This is a genomic window from Sinorhizobium sp. 6-70 (assembly GCF_030124375.1).
GTDB lineage: Bacteria > Pseudomonadota > Alphaproteobacteria > Rhizobiales > Rhizobiaceae > Sinorhizobium.
The window spans coordinates 554,604-572,900 of sequence record NZ_JASKLS010000002.1 but is presented as its reverse complement, the minus strand read 5'-3'; the positions used below and the strand labels follow the sequence as shown (position 1 = coordinate 572,900).

The 18,297-nt window shown below is 62.0% G+C and carries 17 protein-coding genes; 8 read left to right on the top strand and 9 right to left on the bottom strand.

From position 1 onward, the window contains the following. Window positions 1-557: 557 nt before the first annotated feature. The 7 genes from QN222_RS06410 to QN222_RS06380 form a co-directional block, all read right to left on the bottom strand. Window positions 558-1,553 carry a Gfo/Idh/MocA family oxidoreductase gene (locus QN222_RS06410; protein ID WP_283961150.1) on the bottom strand — a complete coding sequence of 332 codons (996 nt, stop codon included), beginning with the start codon at window positions 1,551-1,553 and terminating at the stop codon, window positions 558-560. Then, window positions 1,550-2,431, bottom strand: a complete 882-nt coding sequence (locus tag QN222_RS06405; protein ID WP_283961149.1) for a sugar phosphate isomerase/epimerase family protein — start codon at window positions 2,429-2,431, stop codon at window positions 1,550-1,552. Before QN222_RS06405 ends, QN222_RS06410 begins: the two co-directional genes overlap by 4 nt. Window positions 2,432-2,554: 123 nt before the next feature. Continuing rightward, window positions 2,555-3,388: a carbohydrate ABC transporter permease gene (locus QN222_RS06400; protein ID WP_283961148.1), complete on the bottom strand. Its 834-nt coding sequence runs from the start codon at window positions 3,386-3,388 to the stop codon at window positions 2,555-2,557. Then, window positions 3,385-4,308, bottom strand: coding sequence for a sugar ABC transporter permease (locus tag QN222_RS06395; protein ID WP_283961147.1), 924 nt, complete (start codon window positions 4,306-4,308; stop codon window positions 3,385-3,387). The genes QN222_RS06400 and QN222_RS06395 overlap by 4 nt, the downstream gene beginning before the upstream one ends. A gap of 115 nt (window positions 4,309-4,423) precedes the next feature. Then, complete coding sequence (locus QN222_RS06390; RefSeq protein WP_283961146.1) at window positions 4,424-5,623, bottom strand: sugar ABC transporter substrate-binding protein; 1,200 nt, start codon at window positions 5,621-5,623, stop codon at window positions 4,424-4,426. 24 nt (window positions 5,624-5,647) lie between these two features. Beyond that, on the bottom strand, window positions 5,648-6,628 hold the full coding sequence (locus tag QN222_RS06385; RefSeq protein ID WP_283961145.1) for an alpha/beta hydrolase: 981 nt from the start codon (window positions 6,626-6,628) through the stop codon (window positions 5,648-5,650). Next, complete coding sequence (locus QN222_RS06380; protein WP_283961144.1) at window positions 6,625-7,311, bottom strand: GntR family transcriptional regulator; 687 nt, start codon at window positions 7,309-7,311, stop codon at window positions 6,625-6,627. Before QN222_RS06380 ends, QN222_RS06385 begins: the two co-directional genes overlap by 4 nt. Window positions 7,312-7,411: 100 nt before the next feature. Between QN222_RS06380 and QN222_RS06375 the strand changes: the two genes are divergently transcribed. Continuing rightward, window positions 7,412-8,488 (top strand): sn-glycerol-3-phosphate ABC transporter ATP-binding protein UgpC, encoded by a 1,077-nt coding sequence (locus QN222_RS06375; RefSeq protein ID WP_283961143.1) that lies wholly within the window; start codon window positions 7,412-7,414, stop codon window positions 8,486-8,488. A 120-nt stretch (window positions 8,489-8,608) separates the two neighbouring features. Here QN222_RS06375 and QN222_RS06370 read toward each other — a convergent pair whose 3' ends face one another. Next, window positions 8,609-9,331 (bottom strand): NIPSNAP family protein, encoded by a 723-nt coding sequence (locus tag QN222_RS06370; protein ID WP_283961142.1) that lies wholly within the window; start codon window positions 9,329-9,331, stop codon window positions 8,609-8,611. Window positions 9,332-9,428: 97 nt separating this feature from the next. Between QN222_RS06370 and QN222_RS06365 the strand changes: the two genes are divergently transcribed. Next, the gene (locus QN222_RS06365; RefSeq protein WP_283961141.1) at window positions 9,429-10,046 is read left to right on the top strand and encodes a TetR/AcrR family transcriptional regulator; all 618 of its coding nucleotides are present in this window, start codon (window positions 9,429-9,431) and stop codon (window positions 10,044-10,046) included. 251 nt (window positions 10,047-10,297) lie between these two features. On the opposite strand, the gene QN222_RS06360 is transcribed toward QN222_RS06365, so the two are convergent. Next, the gene (locus tag QN222_RS06360; protein ID WP_283961140.1) at window positions 10,298-10,990 is read right to left on the bottom strand and encodes an adenylate/guanylate cyclase domain-containing protein; all 693 of its coding nucleotides are present in this window, start codon (window positions 10,988-10,990) and stop codon (window positions 10,298-10,300) included. A 349-nt stretch (window positions 10,991-11,339) separates the two neighbouring features. Here QN222_RS06360 and QN222_RS06355 point away from each other — a divergent pair, with 349 nt between their 5' ends. From QN222_RS06355 to QN222_RS06330, 6 genes are all read left to right on the top strand, one after another. Next, window positions 11,340-11,678: a non-heme iron oxygenase ferredoxin subunit gene (locus QN222_RS06355; RefSeq protein ID WP_283961139.1), complete on the top strand. Its 339-nt coding sequence runs from the start codon at window positions 11,340-11,342 to the stop codon at window positions 11,676-11,678. 85 nt (window positions 11,679-11,763) lie between these two features. Then, entirely contained in the window at window positions 11,764-13,059 is a 1,296-nt protein-coding gene (locus QN222_RS06350; protein ID WP_283961138.1) for a sugar ABC transporter substrate-binding protein, read from the top strand. Between the two features lie 82 nt (window positions 13,060-13,141). Then, a complete protein-coding gene (locus tag QN222_RS06345; protein WP_283961137.1) occupies window positions 13,142-14,131 on the top strand; it encodes an ABC transporter permease in 990 nt (329 codons plus the stop codon). Beyond that, the gene (locus QN222_RS06340; RefSeq protein WP_283961136.1) at window positions 14,128-15,144 is read left to right on the top strand and encodes an ABC transporter permease; all 1,017 of its coding nucleotides are present in this window, start codon (window positions 14,128-14,130) and stop codon (window positions 15,142-15,144) included. Before QN222_RS06345 ends, QN222_RS06340 begins: the two co-directional genes overlap by 4 nt. A 33-nt stretch (window positions 15,145-15,177) precedes the next feature. Beyond that, window positions 15,178-16,728, top strand: a complete 1,551-nt coding sequence (locus QN222_RS06335; protein ID WP_283961135.1) for an FGGY family carbohydrate kinase — start codon at window positions 15,178-15,180, stop codon at window positions 16,726-16,728. Window positions 16,729-16,732: 4 nt separating this feature from the next. Beyond that, window positions 16,733-18,226: a sugar ABC transporter ATP-binding protein gene (locus tag QN222_RS06330; RefSeq protein ID WP_283961134.1), complete on the top strand. Its 1,494-nt coding sequence runs from the start codon at window positions 16,733-16,735 to the stop codon at window positions 18,224-18,226. The last annotated feature ends 71 nt before the right edge of the window (window positions 18,227-18,297 follow it).

Genomic DNA, 18,297 nt, shown 5'->3' with positions numbered 1-18,297 from the left:
CGATCTTTTCGGCAGCCAGACCGCCCGGCAATTCTACCGCGATCTGGACGAAACACGATTAGGAATGTCGCGCCTAATCGATGGACGCAAGGCGCTGCGGATGAACAGTGTCGTTATCGAGAGGCTGTAGCACAGCCTCAAAACGCTCCTTAACGCCTTCGCGTCAGCCTCGGCGTGATCATGGATGCGAAAGCGGAACAGGATGAAACGACGCTGGGTGCCGGGAACCGGCAATGACGACTATTGTGACGGGTTCAATGGCATGAACCAGGCGTCGAGCAGGTTCCATGGCGGCTTTACACCCCGCTGCATACGCTCCGGCGGGTGGACACAAAGTCTGGAACGGGCCGGCACCGGAAATTCCGGTCCGTATCCATGAGCGGCAGCAACGGGTCGAGAACAGCCGTAAGATTATGAGCGTTTGGCGCAGAATCTATCAACGGGAACCACAACCAGCGAGGCTGCTCTGGTTCGATCTGCTGAACAGACGATTGTAAATACCCCTTGCGCGGTCTGTGTTACCGTTGGCGCCATTACGGTAGCAACTTCCTGAGCGTTTAAAGGGCGAGTTCACGCCGGAGCGCCTCCAGACGCTCCATGGCGACGACGCCGTCGCGGATGGTTGGGGCTGCGGTCGTCGCTCCTGCGAGCGCCGGAACGGCGTCGGCGAGGAGCGAATGGTAGCCCTTCGGGTCCTCGTTCGCCGCCGCCGTGAAGTTCGGCTTCCAGGTGAGACTGTCAACGGTCTCGGAAAGCGCCGCCGCCGGATCGTCCACCTTGAAGGCCGGATTGCGGTTCCAGCGCACTTCGATGACGTTGTCGATCTCGATGCGCTGGTGGTCGCCCATGATCTCGATCCGCTCGACCGGCGCCCCGCGCGATTGTGCGGTGCCCATGGCAATCGTGCCGATCGCGCCACATTCGAAGTCGAAATGGACATGGAACAGCACCTTGCCGGGCTGCTTCTCCACCTTTCGGGCCGAAAGTCTGGAGACCGGCGACACCAGGAAGGAAACGAGGTCCATGTAGTGCACGCAATGGTGCAGGAAGAAGCCGGTGTAGTCCACGTCGCCAGCGAAATAGCCGGGGGCGGTCATGTAGTAGCCGGTCAGGCCGTAGATCTCGCCGAAGCGGCCGGAGCGCAGAATGTTCGCGGCAATCTTGTTGCCGGCGGAATAGCGTTTCATGAAGCCGACCAGGAGCGGCTTGCCGGATTTCTCGGAGGCAGCCAGCAGTTCCCGCGCGCCGGCGGCGCTGCCTGAGGGCGGCTTCTCCATGAAGACGGGGAGACCGCGCGCGAGCGCCGCCTTGCCGAAGGCAAGATGCTGGTCGGGCCCGACAGCCATGCCGATCGCGTCGATGCCCGACATGGAGATGAGCTCGGCGGCGTCGCTTGTCAGCCGCGACACGCCGAACTGCCGGCCGGCCGAGGCCAGGCGCTTGCCATCGATGTCGCAGAGTGCCGCAAGCTCAACGTCATGGCGAACGAGTTGCGGGAGCAGCATTTGGGTGGCGTGTACACCGCACCCGATCCAACCGATCTTGAGTGTCATCGACGATATTCCGTAAGCAGGATGTGGGATTTGATGAATTCGGCGCTGGCTCTGAGGCGTGCGCTCTCGTCTTCGTGCGGCGGCCGCCACTGGGCAAGCGGCACGCCGAACCGGTCATCGTCGCGGCGGAAGGGTTCCAGCGACACCGGCCCCTCGTAGCCGATCTCGCGCAACGCGCGGAACACCTCGACCCAGACGGTGGCGCCAGTTCCCGGAAAGCCGCGATGGTTCTCGTTTGCCTGGAAATGCACGACGCGCCTGCCGCCGAGCCGGATTGCCTCGGCGATCGAAGCCTCCTCCATATGCATGTGGAAGGTGTCGAGCATCAGTTGCACCGCCGGGTGGTCGACCGCATCGAGGAGCTCGATCGCCTGCTTCGTCGTGCAGAGCACGTCGCTTTCGAAGCGGTTGAGCGGCTCGACCGCAAGCGTGACGCCGAGCATCGCGGCGTGGTCGCCGGCCTCCTTCAGTCCGGCGACAGAGCGGGCCTTGCGGGCGAGGCGTTCCTCTTCCGTGACGGGCTGCGGCGGACGTCCGGCGAAGACGAGGGGGTTGCCGGTCAGCGGACCGCCGACGATCGTGGCGCCGAGCGCAGCGGCGCAGTCGGCAGCGTATTTCAGGTAATCGATGCCTGCGCGGTGGGCCGCGGGGTCGTCGGAGCAAAGGTTGCGCTGGAGGTTCACGCGGGCGGCGAGCACGACTGAAAGCTCGGCCGCTTCCAGAGCCTTGCGGGTCTCGACAAGATCGAGTTCGCCGGGCTCGGGCACCAGGAGCTCGACGAAGTCGTAACCGAGCCTGCGCATCTCGCGGAAAAGCGGAAAGTGCTCGGCCGTGAAGGGCCGCGCATATTGCATGGAGATCAACCCGACGGGGTTCATTGCCTGTCCTCTTTCATTAAAGCGGGTCGCATTCGATCGAATTCGTGCAACGCGCTTTGGGTCCTTGTTTTGTGCATGTCGTTGTCCCAAACCGCTGCACACTTTGAGCGATATGCATTAGCGTCACCCCTTCACCGCGCCCTGCGTCAGGCCGCCGATCAGCCGGCGCTGGACGAGGAGGAAGAGGATTGTTGCCGGCATGGCGCCAACCACCGCGCCGGCAGCGAGAAGGCCCCATTCGATCTGGTATTCGCCGATCAGCGTCTGGATGGCGACGGTGACGGGCCGCACATTGCGGCCGCCGAGCGTCAAGGCGTAGAGATATTCGTTCCAGGCGGTGATGAAGATGTAGATGCCGGTCGAAATGATGCCGGGCATGGTGAGCGGCAGCACGACGCGGCGGAGTGCGGTCATCCGCGAGCAGCCGTCGATCATCGCCGCCTCGTCGAGGCTCTTCGGGATCGCGCCGACATAGCTCGTCAGCATCCAGACGGCGAAGGGAATGGCGACCGTCGCATTGGCGAGCACAAGCCCGAAATGTGTATCGAGGATGCCGATCCGCCGCATCAGGATGAAGAGCGGCAGGATGAGCAGCACGACCGGGAACATGTTGATCAGCAGGAACTGCAGCATCAGCAGCTTGCGGCCCGCGAAGCGGAAGCGCGAGAAGGCGTAGGCAGCGGTCACGGCGACCGCCAGTCCGAGCGCGACCGTGCCGCAGGCGATGATCAGGCTGTCCAGCATGTTGTCGAGGAAGGACGTCTGCCGCAGAAGCCGCACATAATTGTCGAGGCTCCAGCCCGCGGGCGAAACAGAGACGCCGGTTGCGTTGAGCGTTGCCGTCGGCGTCAGCGAGGTCAGGACCATCCAGGCGAAGGGCCCCATCGCGAAGAGCACGATCAGGAACACCGGCAGGTCCGTGGTGAGGATGCGGCGCAGGGTGCTCGGCCTGTTCATCGTTCCACCTCGCGCATGGTGCGGCTGAGATAGACGGCGACGACCGCCCCGAGCAGGATCGTGAAGGTCACTGCGATCGCGGTGCCGTAGCCGAAGTCGAGGTTCTGACGGGCGCGGACGAAGGCGTAGAGCGGCAGTGTGTGGGTGGCGTAGCCCGGCCCGCCTCCGGTCATGACAAAGATCACGTCCATCGAGTTGGCAACCCAGATCACGCGGAGCAGTCCCGCCGTCGCCAGAACCGGCGCGATGCCCGGCAGGGTGATGTGGACGAATTTTCGCCATGGCGTCGCGCCGTCGATGGAGGCGGCCTCGTAGTGGCTCTTCGGAATGCCCTGAAGCCCGGCGAGGATCATGACGGCGAAGAAGGGAAAGCCCTGCCAGGTGAGCGTCGCAATGATCGCGTAGAGCGCGAGGTCGGGATCGGCAAGCCAGGGCACGGCGGACCGCACGATGGAGAGATGGATGAGGATGTCGTTCAGCACGCCGGTGTTGGGGTCGTAGATCCAGCGCCACATGAGCGCGATCACGACGCTCGGCAGGGCCCACGGGATGATGATGAGCGCACGGGCCAGCCCACGCCATGGAAACTCGCGGTTGAGAAGCAGGGCCGTCGCCAGGCCCAGGCCCATTTGCAGCGGCACGGTAAGTCCGATCCAGATCGCCGTGTTTGCGAGCGCCGTCCAGAAGACCGGGTCGGCAAAGAGCTTCAGATAGTTGCCGAAGCCGACGAAGCGGCTGGCATTCGGCTTCCACAGGATCAGGTCGTAGAAGCTGGTGACGACCGCCTGCAGCATCGGAAAGAAGACAATGAAGACCGTGACGAGCACCGCGGGCGCCAGCAGCATGTAAGGCATCAGCCGCACGCTCCAGGGCGTGGGAATGGCGATATCGGTTGGGTGACGGGCGGTTGTCACGGTCATGGGCGGTCATTTCCCGGCCGGCAAAGGCTCTCAAAACTGGTCCGGTCCGCCGGTGCTTGGCAAAACGGAATTCGGAGGGCGGGACTGGCCAGCATCCCGGCCAGTCCTCGGGGTGTTATTGCGCGAAGAGCGACTCGAGCTGCTGCATCATTTGCTCGGAGGTGATCTGGCCCGTCAGGGCCTGCTGCATGGCAGTCTGCCAGGCGGTGTTGACGAACTCGGAGGTCGCCGTGTTCTGCGGCAGCACATGTGCGAAGGGCAGCGACTGCACGGTGGCGTCGACGAAGCGGCGCTCATGCAGGTTCCAGTTCGCCGAGCCGCTCTTGGTTACGGTCAACTGGCCGGTCGCCTTGTTGAACTCGACATTGTTCTCGGCCTCCGCGAGGAACGAGACCCATTTCCAGGCTGCGTCCTTGACCTCGGACGAAGAGAAGATCGCCAGAGATTCATCGCCGTAGGATGTCCAGTGGCCGCCGCCGCATTCCGGCACGGGCACGGCGGAGACCTTGTCACCCAGAGCCTTCACCATGTCCTTGGACGAGCCGATGTGATGGATGGTCATCGCCGTCGTGCCGTTCTTGAAGGCGCCGGTGATCTCCTGGAAGCCGTCGTTCGGCGCCGACGGCGGGATCGCCTTGTCTTTCTGGAAGAGGTCGATCAGCCACTGGTTGGCGGCGATCGCCTGCGGGGTCGTCAGGCCGCCGGGCTCGAGCTTCGCACCCTGTGACAGCACGAAGGCGCCCCACTGGTCCCAGCCGCCCTTGCCGCCTCGCAGGCCGAAGCCGTAGGTGTCGGGCGCCTTGGTCAGCTTGATCGCGGCATTGCGGAACTCGTCGCAGGTCGTCGGCGGCTTCAGGCCGGCCTGCTCGAAGAGATCGGTGCGATAGTAGAGGTAAAGCACCACATACTGGATCGGAAGGTAGTATTGCTTGCCGTCCGGGCCTTTGTTGAGTTCGAGAAGATTGTCGAGCAGATCCGCCTTCCCGGGCCAGGCGGCGATACGCTCACCGATCGGTTCGAGCGCACCCATTTCGATCAGTCGCGGCTGGGCGAAGAGCTTGACCATTGCCGCATCGGGCGCACTGCCGCCGACGAGGGCGGTATAGAGGTTGTCGTAGTAGCTGTTCCACGGAACGTTTTCCGCCTCGACCTCGATGCCGGGATTGGCGGCCTCGAACTTGGCGACCAGTTCGTCCATCGGGTTTTCCGGATTGTCGAAGTGATACCAGAAGCGAACGGTCTCCGCCGATGCGGCGCTCGCGACGAGCGACGCCGCAAGCGCGGCGCCGATGGTGAATGTCCTCCAGATTTTCATTGTCTCCTCCTCTGAAAATCGAATTCAGGTGTTTGCGGCCATTCGAGCCGCCGCTCGCCCGGCCTGCGCCAGCGCCTCCCGCGCTGCCGCAAGGTCGAGCGTGTTCTGAAGAAAACCATGCGTGACGCCCGGTATGACCGTCGCCGTCTCGCTGCGGCCGAGCCCGCGAAGGCGCTTCTCGAGTGCAAGCGTATCCGACAGCAGGGGATCGACGCCCGCGGCCATCAAGTGAAGCGGCGGGAGGGCGGCGAGCGCCGCGTCCTTGGCGAAGAGCGGGCAGGCCAAGGGGTCGGCGGAGACATCGCGATCGCCGACATACCAGTACCAGTAGCGCTGCATCTTGCCGGTGGTCAGGCCCGGTCCGTTCTCGAATTCCCGGTAGGATGCGGTCTCGAAGTCGCCGGCATAGGTGCCGTAGAAGAGAAGCGCGCCCGCTGCTGACCGCAGTCCGATCGCCTGCTCGTGCAGCATCGCGGCGAGCGCCAGATTGGCGCCGGCGGAATCGCCGGCAAGGATCAGCGGACCGGCTTCGAGGCCGACAGCGTTCACGACGAGGGGGACCTGGCGGACCGTCGCGATGACATCCTTGAGCCCGGCCGGGTATGGATTTTCCGGTGCCAACCGATAGTCCGGCATGAGAACCGGCAAGCCGGATTCGAGCGCCAGCACCCGGGCGCAACGCTCGTGCGTTTCCGGGCTGCAGAAGGCGAAACCGCCGCCATGCGCGAAGACGATCGCGCCTGCCAACGGACGATCGGGCACGAGGACCTTGACGCGCGCCTTCTCGGAGCCAAGTTCTGCGATCGGCTCGATCCATGCCTCCGTGACCCGTGCCATCGCGGGCAGCTCACGGTTCCAGCGACGGTTGCTTTCTTCGGACAACAGGCGTCCTTCGGCAGGGGGCATCAGCGTCGGGTCGACCTGAGGCCCCGTCTCCGCCGCGACGCGGGCAAGCAGCGCTGCCATTTCCGGAGAGAGCCGCGACATGTTCGTCGTGTCGTTCATTGGCTGGCATCCGGAAAGACGTCCGGTCCCAGATCGACGATCGTCGCGATGTGATGGCGCAGCGCAGCGCTCGTCCTGGCGACATCGCCGCTCTCGATCGCATCGATGATCGAGCCGTGGCGTTGTGCGGTCGCCATGAGGTCGCGCGGCGTCGTGCTGCGCGAGATCTTGAAGCGATGGTTATGCACGAGGCAGCGGTGCAGGATCGGATCCAGGGCCGGCAGGCGTGCGTCCTGGAAGATGCGGCGGTGAAAGTCCCGGTCGAAGGAGGCGAGTTCGAGCTCGTCACCCGACCCGGCGGCTTCCATCATTTCGGCGAGCAGCGCCCTGAGGTCCGGGACGAGATTGCGGCTCGGGGCCCGCAGCACGCGGATGATGCCATTGCACTCGATCTGCTGACGCACCCGGAACATCTCGATGGCTTCGGCCGCCGTGCATTCGGAGACCTGCGTGCCGCGATGGCCCTGGCGACGGACAAGGCCCTCTTCCTGCAATTGCAGCAGCGCTTCGCGAACCGTGCCTTGGCTGCAGGAGAAATGGGCGGCCAGATCCAGTTCCGTCAGCGCGGTCCCGGCGGGCAATACGCCGAGCATGATGTCCCGTTTCAGCGCATTGAACGCAGCAGTCGATTTCGCCGGCTTTCCGGCATTTCGGCCATGCGGCGCGGCGGGAAAATGAGTCATGGCTGCGACCTGTGGAGTTGCCAATTGTCGTCTGCATCATTATTGATATTGATATCGATAATGATGGTCAAGGACCGATTGGCCCGCTGGAGGAGAATTCGTGACCGCAATCGCATTGACGCAGATCCGGAAAACCTATGGCTCGCTGCAGGTCATCCACGACGTCGACATCGAGATCGCGAGCGGAGAGTTCCTCGTGCTGGTCGGCCCATCCGGCTGCGGCAAGTCCACCTTGTTGCGCATGATCGCCGGGCTGGAGGAGATCTCGGGCGGCGTGCTCGACATCGGCGGCAAGGTGGTGAACGCGCTGCCGCCGTCCGATCGCGACATCGCCATGGTGTTCCAAGACTATGCGCTCTATCCGCACATGAGCGTGCGCGAGAACATGGCCTTCGGACTCAAGATGCGCGGCGCGAGCGAAGAAACGATCGACCGGCGCGTTTCGCAGGCCGCGGATATCCTCAAGATCCAGCCTTTCCTCGATCGCCGCCCGGCCCAGCTTTCCGGCGGCCAGCGCCAGCGTGTCGCGATGGGGCGCGCGATCGTGCGCGAGCCGTGTGCCTTCCTGTTCGACGAGCCGCTCTCCAATCTCGATGCCGCCTTGCGCGTGGAGATGCGCCTGGAGATTGCCAAGCTGCATAACCGGATGAAGGCGACGACCATCTATGTCACGCATGACCAGGTGGAGGCGATGACGCTCGCTGACCGGATCGTGGTGCTGAACTCCGGCGCCATCGAGCAGATCGGCCCGCCGCTCGAACTCTATCATCGTCCGGCAAGCCTCTTCGTCGCCCGCTTCATCGGCAGCCCGACCATGAACACCATGGCAGCGGATGTGGTCGGCGACGGTAGCGGGCGGCGCACAATTCGCCGGCGTGGTCGCGAGTTGCCCGTCTCGGACATCGATCTGTCGCGGGACGGACCCGTGGTCCTGGGCATCAGGCCGGAGGACCTGTCACCCTGTCCGGCGGAAGAGGCCTGGTTCAGCGGCGAGTTGGCGGTCGCCGAACGGCTGGGCAGCCAGACCTACGCCTATGTCGAAATCGGCGAGGGACAGATGCTGACCGTCGAATTCCCCCGGAATGCCGCGATCCGGGTGGGCGAACGTATTCACTTGCGCGGCAATCCGGAAACACTTCATCTTTTCGACAGCGAGTCAGGCCTGCGACTAAACTGATCGGGAACGCCGCGCAACCGCTGGGCCGTGCGAAATGTGCCCTGCCCGGCTGCCGTTCGAGTCGAATGAACAGGTCGTGTGGCCACCCGGCTGGAATGCGCCAGAGAGCGGACGCACCAACTACCAGGTGCAAAGCGACCGCGACGTCGGTGTCAGGCGTGCGACCTCGATTCTTCGCCAACATTGCCCGTCGATTCGTGGATAGACGTCATCGGTCCACTTGAGGTTCCGTCTCAAGCGCTCTCGATGGTGTAAAAAGCTGTCGTCGTTTTCATGGCATTCGAACCAGACAAGCACAGCCTCCCCCTCACGGACGGGAAGCCTCGGAAAACCATTTACGCTACGCTCGGTGACAAAAAGGGCATCAACGCGAGCGCCGGTATCCTGCAAAATCGGCAGCGCATTCTGCACGAAGAACATGGCGAATTCGTCCTCTGTTCTGGGGGCGAGCGAGCAGATATTCACGACGATGAGGCCTCCAGTATTGAGCTCCTCGCCTTTCCTCGGCAGATTGTGACTGAACGGCTGCACGCCGCGAACGGGTTTCAGGAGCAACACGTTATCCGAGTTGAGCATCGTGTCGTTGGCTGCCGGTCCATGTTCCTTCCAGATCGCGCTCGTATAGAAGGACTTGAGCGCTTCCGTTCGGACTTCCATGTCCGCAAAGGACCGAACCCAGACGAAGGCATCGGGATCTTCGAGGTCGCGGAACTCGCCGACGATGCGCATACCCAGCGCTTCCTGTGGTTCAACGAATTCGCTGTCAAACAGTCGGATTAGGGGTTCCCTGCCGCCTGGACGGAGGCGGTAGCGGCGGAGTTCGAAAACGGTATGCGGTTCCATGATGCCTCCAAACAGGTCGATTGTCCTGTTTTAATAACAGGATGATTGACCTGTTTTGTCAAGGCGCTATTGTTGCTCGAGTTTGCAGGTGGTGACCGTGACCGGAAACAGAAGAACCAATGACCCCCAGGCAGTGCGTCGCAGGATTGTCGATGCAGCTTATGATGCCTTTGTTGCCCAGGGCTATCTCGCAACGGGAATGATGGAATTGCGTGAAAAGGCTTCGGTATCTGGCGGGGCCATGGCGCATCATTTTCCCGCAAAGCGCGAACTCGGATTGGCGGTTATCCGCGATCGGGTGGCCGACGCCGTTCGGCAGACCTGGATCGAGCCGCTTCAAGCCTGCGCGGACGCGCCAACGGCCATCGATCTCATCTTTGAAAACATCATCAGCGACCTATCGCGTAAAGGCTCGGTCTCCGGCTGCCCCCTCAATAACATGGCGATGGAGGTTTCGCCGCATGATGAAGAGATGCGCGAGGCGCTCAGCGGTGTTTTCACCGGCTGGCACGACGCGCTGTCGGCAAAGTTTCAGGCGGATGTCGACTTGAAACGCGCTATCGGCATAGATCCGGGCAGCCTTGCGACGCTGGTAGTCGCCGCCTACTCCGGGGCCATGGCGATTGCAAAAGCCAGCCAAGAGGTTCGCCCACTCCGCGACTGCCGACAGGAACTCGCGGCGCTCCTCGCATCGAAATACGCCTTGGCCGGATAAGACCGCTTTGACGACAACCACTCGCCATCACGACGACGTTGGTAAGGTAGGGCGGCAGTGATGATGCGGCCCTATTCTGCTCCTAGTTGCCACTCCGAGCCCTGATGAGGGGGCGCCTGGACGGACGCGCTCTCAACGAACTCGAATGATTGGAAGCTCGGAAGCGAACTGCCCGATCGGAGAGCCGTCGCCGCGTTCATGCTTGCCACCCGCCAGTTCGACGCGCGCATCCGCGGGCGCCAGAGCAGGGCTTAGTTTGTCGTTCTTCTGATCGGCCCTTTCGCCGCAGCAGCAGAGTAGGTCTGCGGCGATCTTCGATAAGCTTCCTCGCAAAGTGGCGAACAGAACCACGGCCCCTGCGGGGCGGACCGTCTATAGGATGAATAGGGTGCATGCATTTTGCACACCGGGTCAATCCAGGCCGCGTCAGTCGACGGAGCAAGTTCGATCTCATAGAGATCGACTTCCCCGGCAACCGACCGAAGTGCGACTGGGCCAAGGTCCCGGACGAGGATGCCCCTGGCGACGGCCGCCTCGGCAATCGGGCGAGTGGCGAGCAGTTGACCGGGGGATGCGAGCGCCGCAACCCGCGCTGCTATGTTGACCGTCGATCCAAAGAGGTCGCCGCCCCGGCGGACGACCGGCCCGTGATTCAGCCCCGTCCGTGTAAGCGGGAGCAGCGGTTGTTTGCGGCATGCCTGCAACAGCGTGCCGAGTACCTGGATCGCAATTTCGGGCTCGGGAAAAGCGAGCATTGCCTCATCGCCAATCCATTTGATCGGCGATGGATAGCCGCTAAGGTTCTCATGGACCATGCTCTCGAACACCTCGAGAATGTCGATAGCAACCGCGTCCCCATAAACGTCCGCAATCGCGCTAAATCCGGCAAGGTCTATGAACGCAACTGTGGCCGATGCGTTGGCGGAACTCTGCTTCGGCCTCATCTGGCTCTCCACTGCTGCATTGTTTCAGCCTCTCTCCCCTTAACCTAACTCAAGCAAAAGAGGAAAGAACAGCCTTTTGCTGTCCCCGTCGCACTTGCCAGGTCGCGAGAAACCCTCGCCTGCCAACGGGTCGGGATCGTATCTGGGTAATGCTGCAGAACTGCATCCGCCACGTGATGAGCGGCACGTTCTCCGCTCGCTCTCCCGGTCCAACCAAGGCAGCGAATCCGGAGCAGACGGCAGTCGCCAATGACCCCATTCAAAGAATGAATTTGAGATTTATCAAGTCGTCAAAAAGATTGGAGCGAACCTAAACTGCTGACGAAGCGAAGATAAGCGAAAGAACGTTATGAGTGAGGAGAATACCAGCGTAGCCGCCGCTGAGTGGGTCATGGCGGTAGAGGCAAGCGCATTGGCATCGGAGGATGCAATGCGGTTTACCCACAAGGGAAGGTGCATCGCTGTCTATAACCTGTCCGGCGAGTTCTACGCGACTTCCGGAATCTGCACACACGAGCATGCCTTCATGTCCGAAGGATACATCGATGGCGAAACCGTCGAGTGTCCGCTGCATCAGGGGCTGTTCAACATTCGCACGGGTGCCGCGCTTTCGCCGCCCGTCACCAAGAACCTGAAAACCTTCAAGACTAAGATTGAGAACGGTCAGGTCTACGTGTTGGTCGACTAGACGACACGTAGGGGGAGGTCGGTTCGTGCCCGGAGGAAATGGCACGACCGAATAGGACAATATTGTCCAATCATGGGAGGAAATAATGCTGAAATTCACAAGGCGCGCCGCCATCGGTGGCGTGATGAGCGTCGCTGTCTTCGCCGCAACCCAGGGCTGTCTGACCGCCCAGGCCCACGCGGACGGCGTCCATGACGTGCTGAACGGCCTGATCGCGTCCTATTCCGAGCATGCCAAGGAAGGAATGAGCAACAAGAGCGTTGGTGAACTCTTCGAAAAAGATGGTTTCCGCGACTATCTCGACGCCTACCCGGTGGGCGGGCTCGCCGACGGCTTCGTCTGGAAGCCGGGCATGGGAGCCACCTTCACCGGGCCCTACAGCAAGCTCGAGATCAAGGCGCCCTTCACCGACTACATTCCGCTTCCCGAGGGACCGGTGCTCGATCCCAAGAAGACCTACAAGATCGGCTTCGTCTTCCACGGGTTCAACCATCCCTGGCTGATCAGCCTTGCCGATACCGCCGCATGGGAGGCCGCCCGCCATCCGAATGTCGAGATCGAGGTGATCGACGCCGAATTCGACGACAACAAGATGGGCCAGGTCATCGATACCTGGGTTGCCAAGAAATACGATGGAATTGTGCTCTGGCCGTCGCGTGAAGCGCCGATGGGGCCGCCGGTCGACCGCGCCATCGATGCCGGCATTCCGGTCGTCAGCGTCGACCGCCGGACTTCGTCGGAAAAGATCAGTTCCGAAGTTCTCGGAAACTTCTACGCCAACGGCCTGCAGGAGGGCCTCTATCTTAAAGAGGTACTGAAGGCCGGCAACATGGTCCTCAACCGCAAGGATCTCGGCAGCACGGCGGACTCGATCCGGACGGGTGCCTTCCTTGAGGTGATCGGCAATGTCGATGGTTTCAACATCCAGGGCAACTACCATACCAACAGTCAGCGAACTCTGGCATTCCAGTCGACTGCGGATGCCCTGCAGGCCTTCAACGACATTTCCGTCAGCTTCAATACGGGCGGCGAGGAGGCGATGGGCGCTCTCGACGCCATCCGCGAGGCAAAACGGCTGAATTCCGCGCCGGACGGGAAGAAGATCGTCATCCTCGCCAATGACGACGCGAAGGAAGTTCTGAAGGAGATCGCCGATGGCAACATCGACATGGTCTCGCCCTATACGCCGCTGATCGGCGATATCGGTATCCGCGCCGTGATCAAGCATATCGGCGCGAAGGAAGGTCTCAACGACGCTCCGCCCAAGCTGATCATGACACCCAATCTGCCGATGATCACGAAGACCAAGATGGTCATCGAAGGGGTGGAGACGATGACGCCGGACGAATGGCCCTATGCCTACGGACCCGCCGTCAACTGATCGGTGATCTGTATTCAAGACCGTGGCCCGCAGCCTTCATCGGCTGCGGTGCGACCGCCAGATATTCCGACTGGATCGTTCAATGACCATCGTAGAAGAGAAGTCCTCCATCAATGCTGCTGGCGGCTGGGCGCAGATGCGTTTCCTGCCCGAGATCGGCGATCTCAGCCGCATCGTCGTCCTTGGCGTACTGGTCGTCGCAGGCCAGATCCTTTATCCCGGCTTCCTGTCGCCGGAAAATCTGCGCGTGGTGCTCACCGCCGTTGCAGGAATCGGGATCCTGGCTTTCGGGATGACGATGGTCGTCATAACCGGGGAAATCGATCTCTCGGTGGCTGGAGTCGCGGTGCTCTCCATCGTCATCGGCGGCTTGCTGCTGCCCACCGGTTCCCCCGCCTTGATCATTGGCGCCACACTGCTTTGCGGTCTCTGTCTTGGGCTCGTCAACGGGATCTTCGTAGCGAAGCTCGGCGTGTCATCCCTGATCTCGACGCTCGCGATGCTGGGGATCGCAAGCGCGCTCGCCAATATTTTCTCGGCGGGTCAGGCGACCTACCCGGAGAAGATCGCGGAATATATGTGGTTCGGGCGCGGAGCACTTCTCGGCGTGCCGGTGCCGATCTTCCTTCTCGCTGTCATGGCACTCGCCTGCGTTTTCATGACGAGAAGCTCGACCTTTGGCCGCAAGCTCTACGCTACGGGCGGCAATGCCCGCGCCGCGCTGCTGTCAGGCATCAGGATCGATCGCGTGAAGATCGTGGTCTTCGCATTCTGTGGCCTCTGTGCGGCAATCACCGGGCTCATCGAGAGCGCCAGGCTCGGCTACATCAATCCTGCTGCCTTTCCCGGTCTTGAACTCAAGGTTCTGGCGGTCACCGTTCTTGGCGGCGCGGCGCTTGCAGGCGGCACTGGCTCGGTATTCGGGACGCTCGTCGCGACGCTCATCATCGGGGTCGTCAACAACCTGCTCAACCAGATGGGTGTCAGTTTCTACATGCAACAGGTCGTCACCGCACTTGTCATCCTTGTCGTCGTCGTGCCCGGCATGCGCAATCGGAGGTTCGTGAAGTGATCATTGCCGAAGCAACGTCTGCGCCGGCCGTTCGGGCGTCCGGACTCGCGCAAATCATCAGAGAGCCGATGCTGTGGCTCGTCCTGTCCATCCTGGTCCTCGGAGCGCTGACGTCGCCGCATTATCTCTCGGCGCTCAACATCCAGAACCTGTTGCGCAATGCTGCCCTCGTCGGACTGCTGGCGACCGGAATGACCATCGTCCTGATCACCGGCCGGATCGACCTGTCGGTCGCCGCGAACATGGTTTTCTCGGTGATCATCGCTGTCGTGGTCACATCCTGGATAGGTCGCGAGCTGGGATTACGGTGGATCGTAAAGGGCAATACGTTCGCAGGATCACCTCTGATTTTCGTCGTCATCTCCTTGTTGACCGGCACCGCGATCGGCGCGCTCAACGGAGTAGGCGTCGCCTATTTCAAGGTGGCCTCCTTCATCATGACCCTCGTATCGCTGACGGCGCTGCGCGGCCTGAGCTACCTCGCCACCAACGGCGCACCGTTCTATCTCAAGGGCGCGTTCTTCAATTGGCTGAGCGACGAGCTCTGGCTCGGCGTACCTGTCAGCTTCGTGCTTCTCGTGGTCCTGGTCCTGTTCGCGCATGCCTTCCTGTCCAGAACTGTCGCCGGGAATCGGCTGTTCGCGATCGGCGGCAACGAAACCGCGACGCTCTATTCCGGCATTACGACGAACAGATACATCGTGGCGTCATTCGCGTTGAGCGGGCTGTTCGCGGCGGTGGGCGGGTTGGTTTTTACTGCGCGGCTGAAGTCGGTCGAGGCAGCGCTCGCGCAGGGCTATGAACTGACTGCGATTGCGATCGCAGTGCTCGGAGGCGTGGCGCTCGCGGGCGGTACGGGATCGCTTTGGCGCGTCCTGACTGCAGCCGTGGGCTTTTCCGCGGGGCTCAACCTGCTGGCGATTTGGGGCGTGCCGACATGGTACCAGAACCTCGCAATCGGCGCGGTATTGATCCTGGCGGTGAGCCTGACCCGTCTTAACCACAAAAACTAGTTACGAAAATCGTCTGGCATGGGAGGAAGTTTGTTGGCTAGGCATCTCACACTCGGAATCGACATAGGCACCACCAATGTGAAGGCCTGCGTGCTCAACACGCAGACGGGAAAGGTTGTGGCCTTCGGATCGCAGGAGCATCCGCTCTTCCACCCCAAGCCGGGCTGGGCGGAGCAGGAGGCAGACAACTACTGGCAGGCCGTCACTTCGTCGATCCGGCAATGTCTCGAGCAGGGCAATTTTGCCGACCAGATCGCCGGCGTGGCGATTTCGGGGCTCGTCGGCGTCACGCTTCCGGTCAACGACAAGGGCAGGCCGCTCCGCCCCGCGATGATCTGGATGGATTCACGTTCCGAGGAGGAATGCACCGACATCCGCAACACGATCGGCGAGAAGGAGATCAACCGCAACAATGGCAATCGCGTCGCGCCCTGGTTCATCGACCCGAAGGCGCTCTGGATTGCCAAGCATGAACCGCATGTCTTTGCCGCGACCCACAAGTTCCTGTCGCCCGCCGGCTATTGCACCTACCGGATGTGCGGCAACTTCACGATGAACACCGGCGATGCGGGCCTCGCTTATGCCTATGAATACCAGAAGGAGGCCTGGAACCCCGCGGTCGCCAACGCGATCGGCATCCCGATCGAGAAGTTCCCCAGGCTCTACAGGTCGCACGAAATCGTCGGCGAGATCACCAGCAAGGCTGCCGAGGAGACCGGCCTGCGCCCGGGGACCGTCGTTGCCGCAGGCGGCACCGACATCAGCTCGGCGGCGCTGGGCGTCGGCGTCACGAAGGCCGGGGAGGCCTTCTATTCGATGGGAACGGGGTCAAACCTCGGCATCATGATCCCGACGGAACAGACGGTGGACGAATACCGTATCCTGAAATGGCCGCACGTGCTGCCGGGCTTGACCATGTTCGACGCTCCGATGGCGTTCACGGGAGCCTCTCTCAAGTGGTTCCGGGACCAGTTCGGCGATGGCGAGTTCCGTCTTGCCGAGCGCATGGGCCAGAACGTATTCGATCTTTTCACGGAACAGGCAAAGCATGTACCGGCATGCTCGAACGGACTGCTCTACCTGCCCTATCTCGGCAATTCGCTGGCGCCCAACTGGAACAGCAGGGCGACCGGCGTCTTCTTCGGTGTCCAGCCAACCACGACGCGGGCGACGATGATCCGTGCGCTGATCGAAGGTGTCGCGTTCGATCTCCTCTCCAATTTCCGTATCGCTGAAGCGGCCGGCGCCAAGATCGACACGCTCGTTCTGAATGGCGGGCCGACCAAGAGCCGGTTCTGGAACCAGATTACTGCGAACGTGGTCAACCGGCCGCTGAAGGTTCCGGATATCGGAGAGGCGGCCCCGATCGGCGACGCGGTTCTGGCTGCTGTGGCCGCCGGAATATATTCCGACCCCGTCGCTCCGCTCGCGGATATCGTGAAGATCAAGGAAACGATCGATCCCGATCCCGTCGCGAACCGTCGCTACGTCGATTTCTTCGAGGAGTGGCGCTCTGTCTATCAGAGCCTGGTTGGCTCAATGGACCGACATCGCAGTCTGCTTGAAAAATATTCGGTGAGCTGAGGTCATGGAAAACAGCGCGCCAATTCTCGAGCTTCGCAACCTCAGCAAGAGCTTTCCGGGCGTCCGGGCCCTATCGAACGTGTCCTTTGACCTCAAGGCCGGGGAAGTCCACGCGCTTGTCGGTGAAAACGGCGCGGGGAAATCGACGCTGCTGTCCTGCATGAATGGACTGCAGCAACCGAACGAGGGCCAGATCCTGATCGACGGCCGGCAGGTCACGCTCGCTACGCCTAGCGTCGCAATCGACCACCATCTGGCAATGGTCCATCAGGAGCTCGTCCTCTGCCCGAATCTCACTGCTGCACAGAATATGTTTCTGGGGCGCGAGCCGCGCGGCAGCCTCGGCACGATCGACCGAGCAACGATGAATCGCAAGGCAAGGCAACTGCTCGAAACAATCGGAGTGCGCATCGACCCGAACCGGAAGCTCGGGACGCTCAGTCTCAACGAGCAGCAGATCGTCGAGATCTGCCGGGCCTTGGCAACCGAACCCAAAGTGATCGTGCTTGACGAACCGACCGCTTCGCTGAACGACGACCAGGTGGCGCATCTGCTCGGCATCGTCAAAATGCTGAAATCGCGGGGCCTGGGGATCGTCTATGTATCCCATCGCCTCAATGAGGTGCTGGAGATTTCGGACCGCATCACGGTTCTCAGGGACGGCCGGGTCGTGACGGTGCTTCCTGCGGCGGGTTTGACCGAACCGGTACTGGTCTCTCACATGGTCGGCAAGGCCAAGGCCGACGCACACAGCGTCTATCGGCCACGTCGGCAGGGAGAGACGCTGCTCAAGGTCGACGGCCTGTCCAAGGCGGGGAAGTTCAAGGATGTCTCGTTCGAACTCAGGAAGGGTGAGATCTTGGGGGTAGCCGGACTTCTCGGCTGCAATCGCGAGGTCGTTGCCCAGGCCCTGTTTGGCGCGACGGAAACCGATGGCGGCAGGATTGTCATCGGCAACGCTGCAGTGAAGCTGAAGACTCCGCATGACGCGATACGGCTGGGCGTCGCCTATATGCCGGCAGACCGGAAAAACGAGGGTCTCGCTCTGGGGATGAATGTCGCGGACAACGCGTCGATGACTACCCTCCGCTCGGTCGGAAAGTGGGGCGTGCTTCGTCGAGGACAGGTCCGCCGCCTGGCATCGGATCTGGTCCGGCTGCTTTCGATCAAGGTGAGCGGGCTTTCGCAGAAGGCCTCCCAGCTTTCGGGCGGTAATCAGCAAAAAATCGTCATCGGCAAATGGATCGCCAGAAAGAGCGGGATCGTCATCGCCGAGGACCCGACCCGCGGCGTGGACATCGGCGCAAAGGCTGAAATCTGGGATGCCCTGCAGACGTTGGCGGAAGAGGGCAAGGCGCTCATCCTGCTGACAACGGAGCTGCAGGAAATGCTGCATGTCTGCGACCGCATCATCGTTATGAGCCGCGGCCGCATCACCGGGGAGTTCCAACGATCCGAGTTCTCGGCCGAGGCCATTACACAGCGGTTCTTCGCGTAAGCGACGAACCGCGTCGCCCGGGCAGGAACACTCCCTTGGGCCTGCCCGGGCCCTAGCGGCAAGTCAATGAC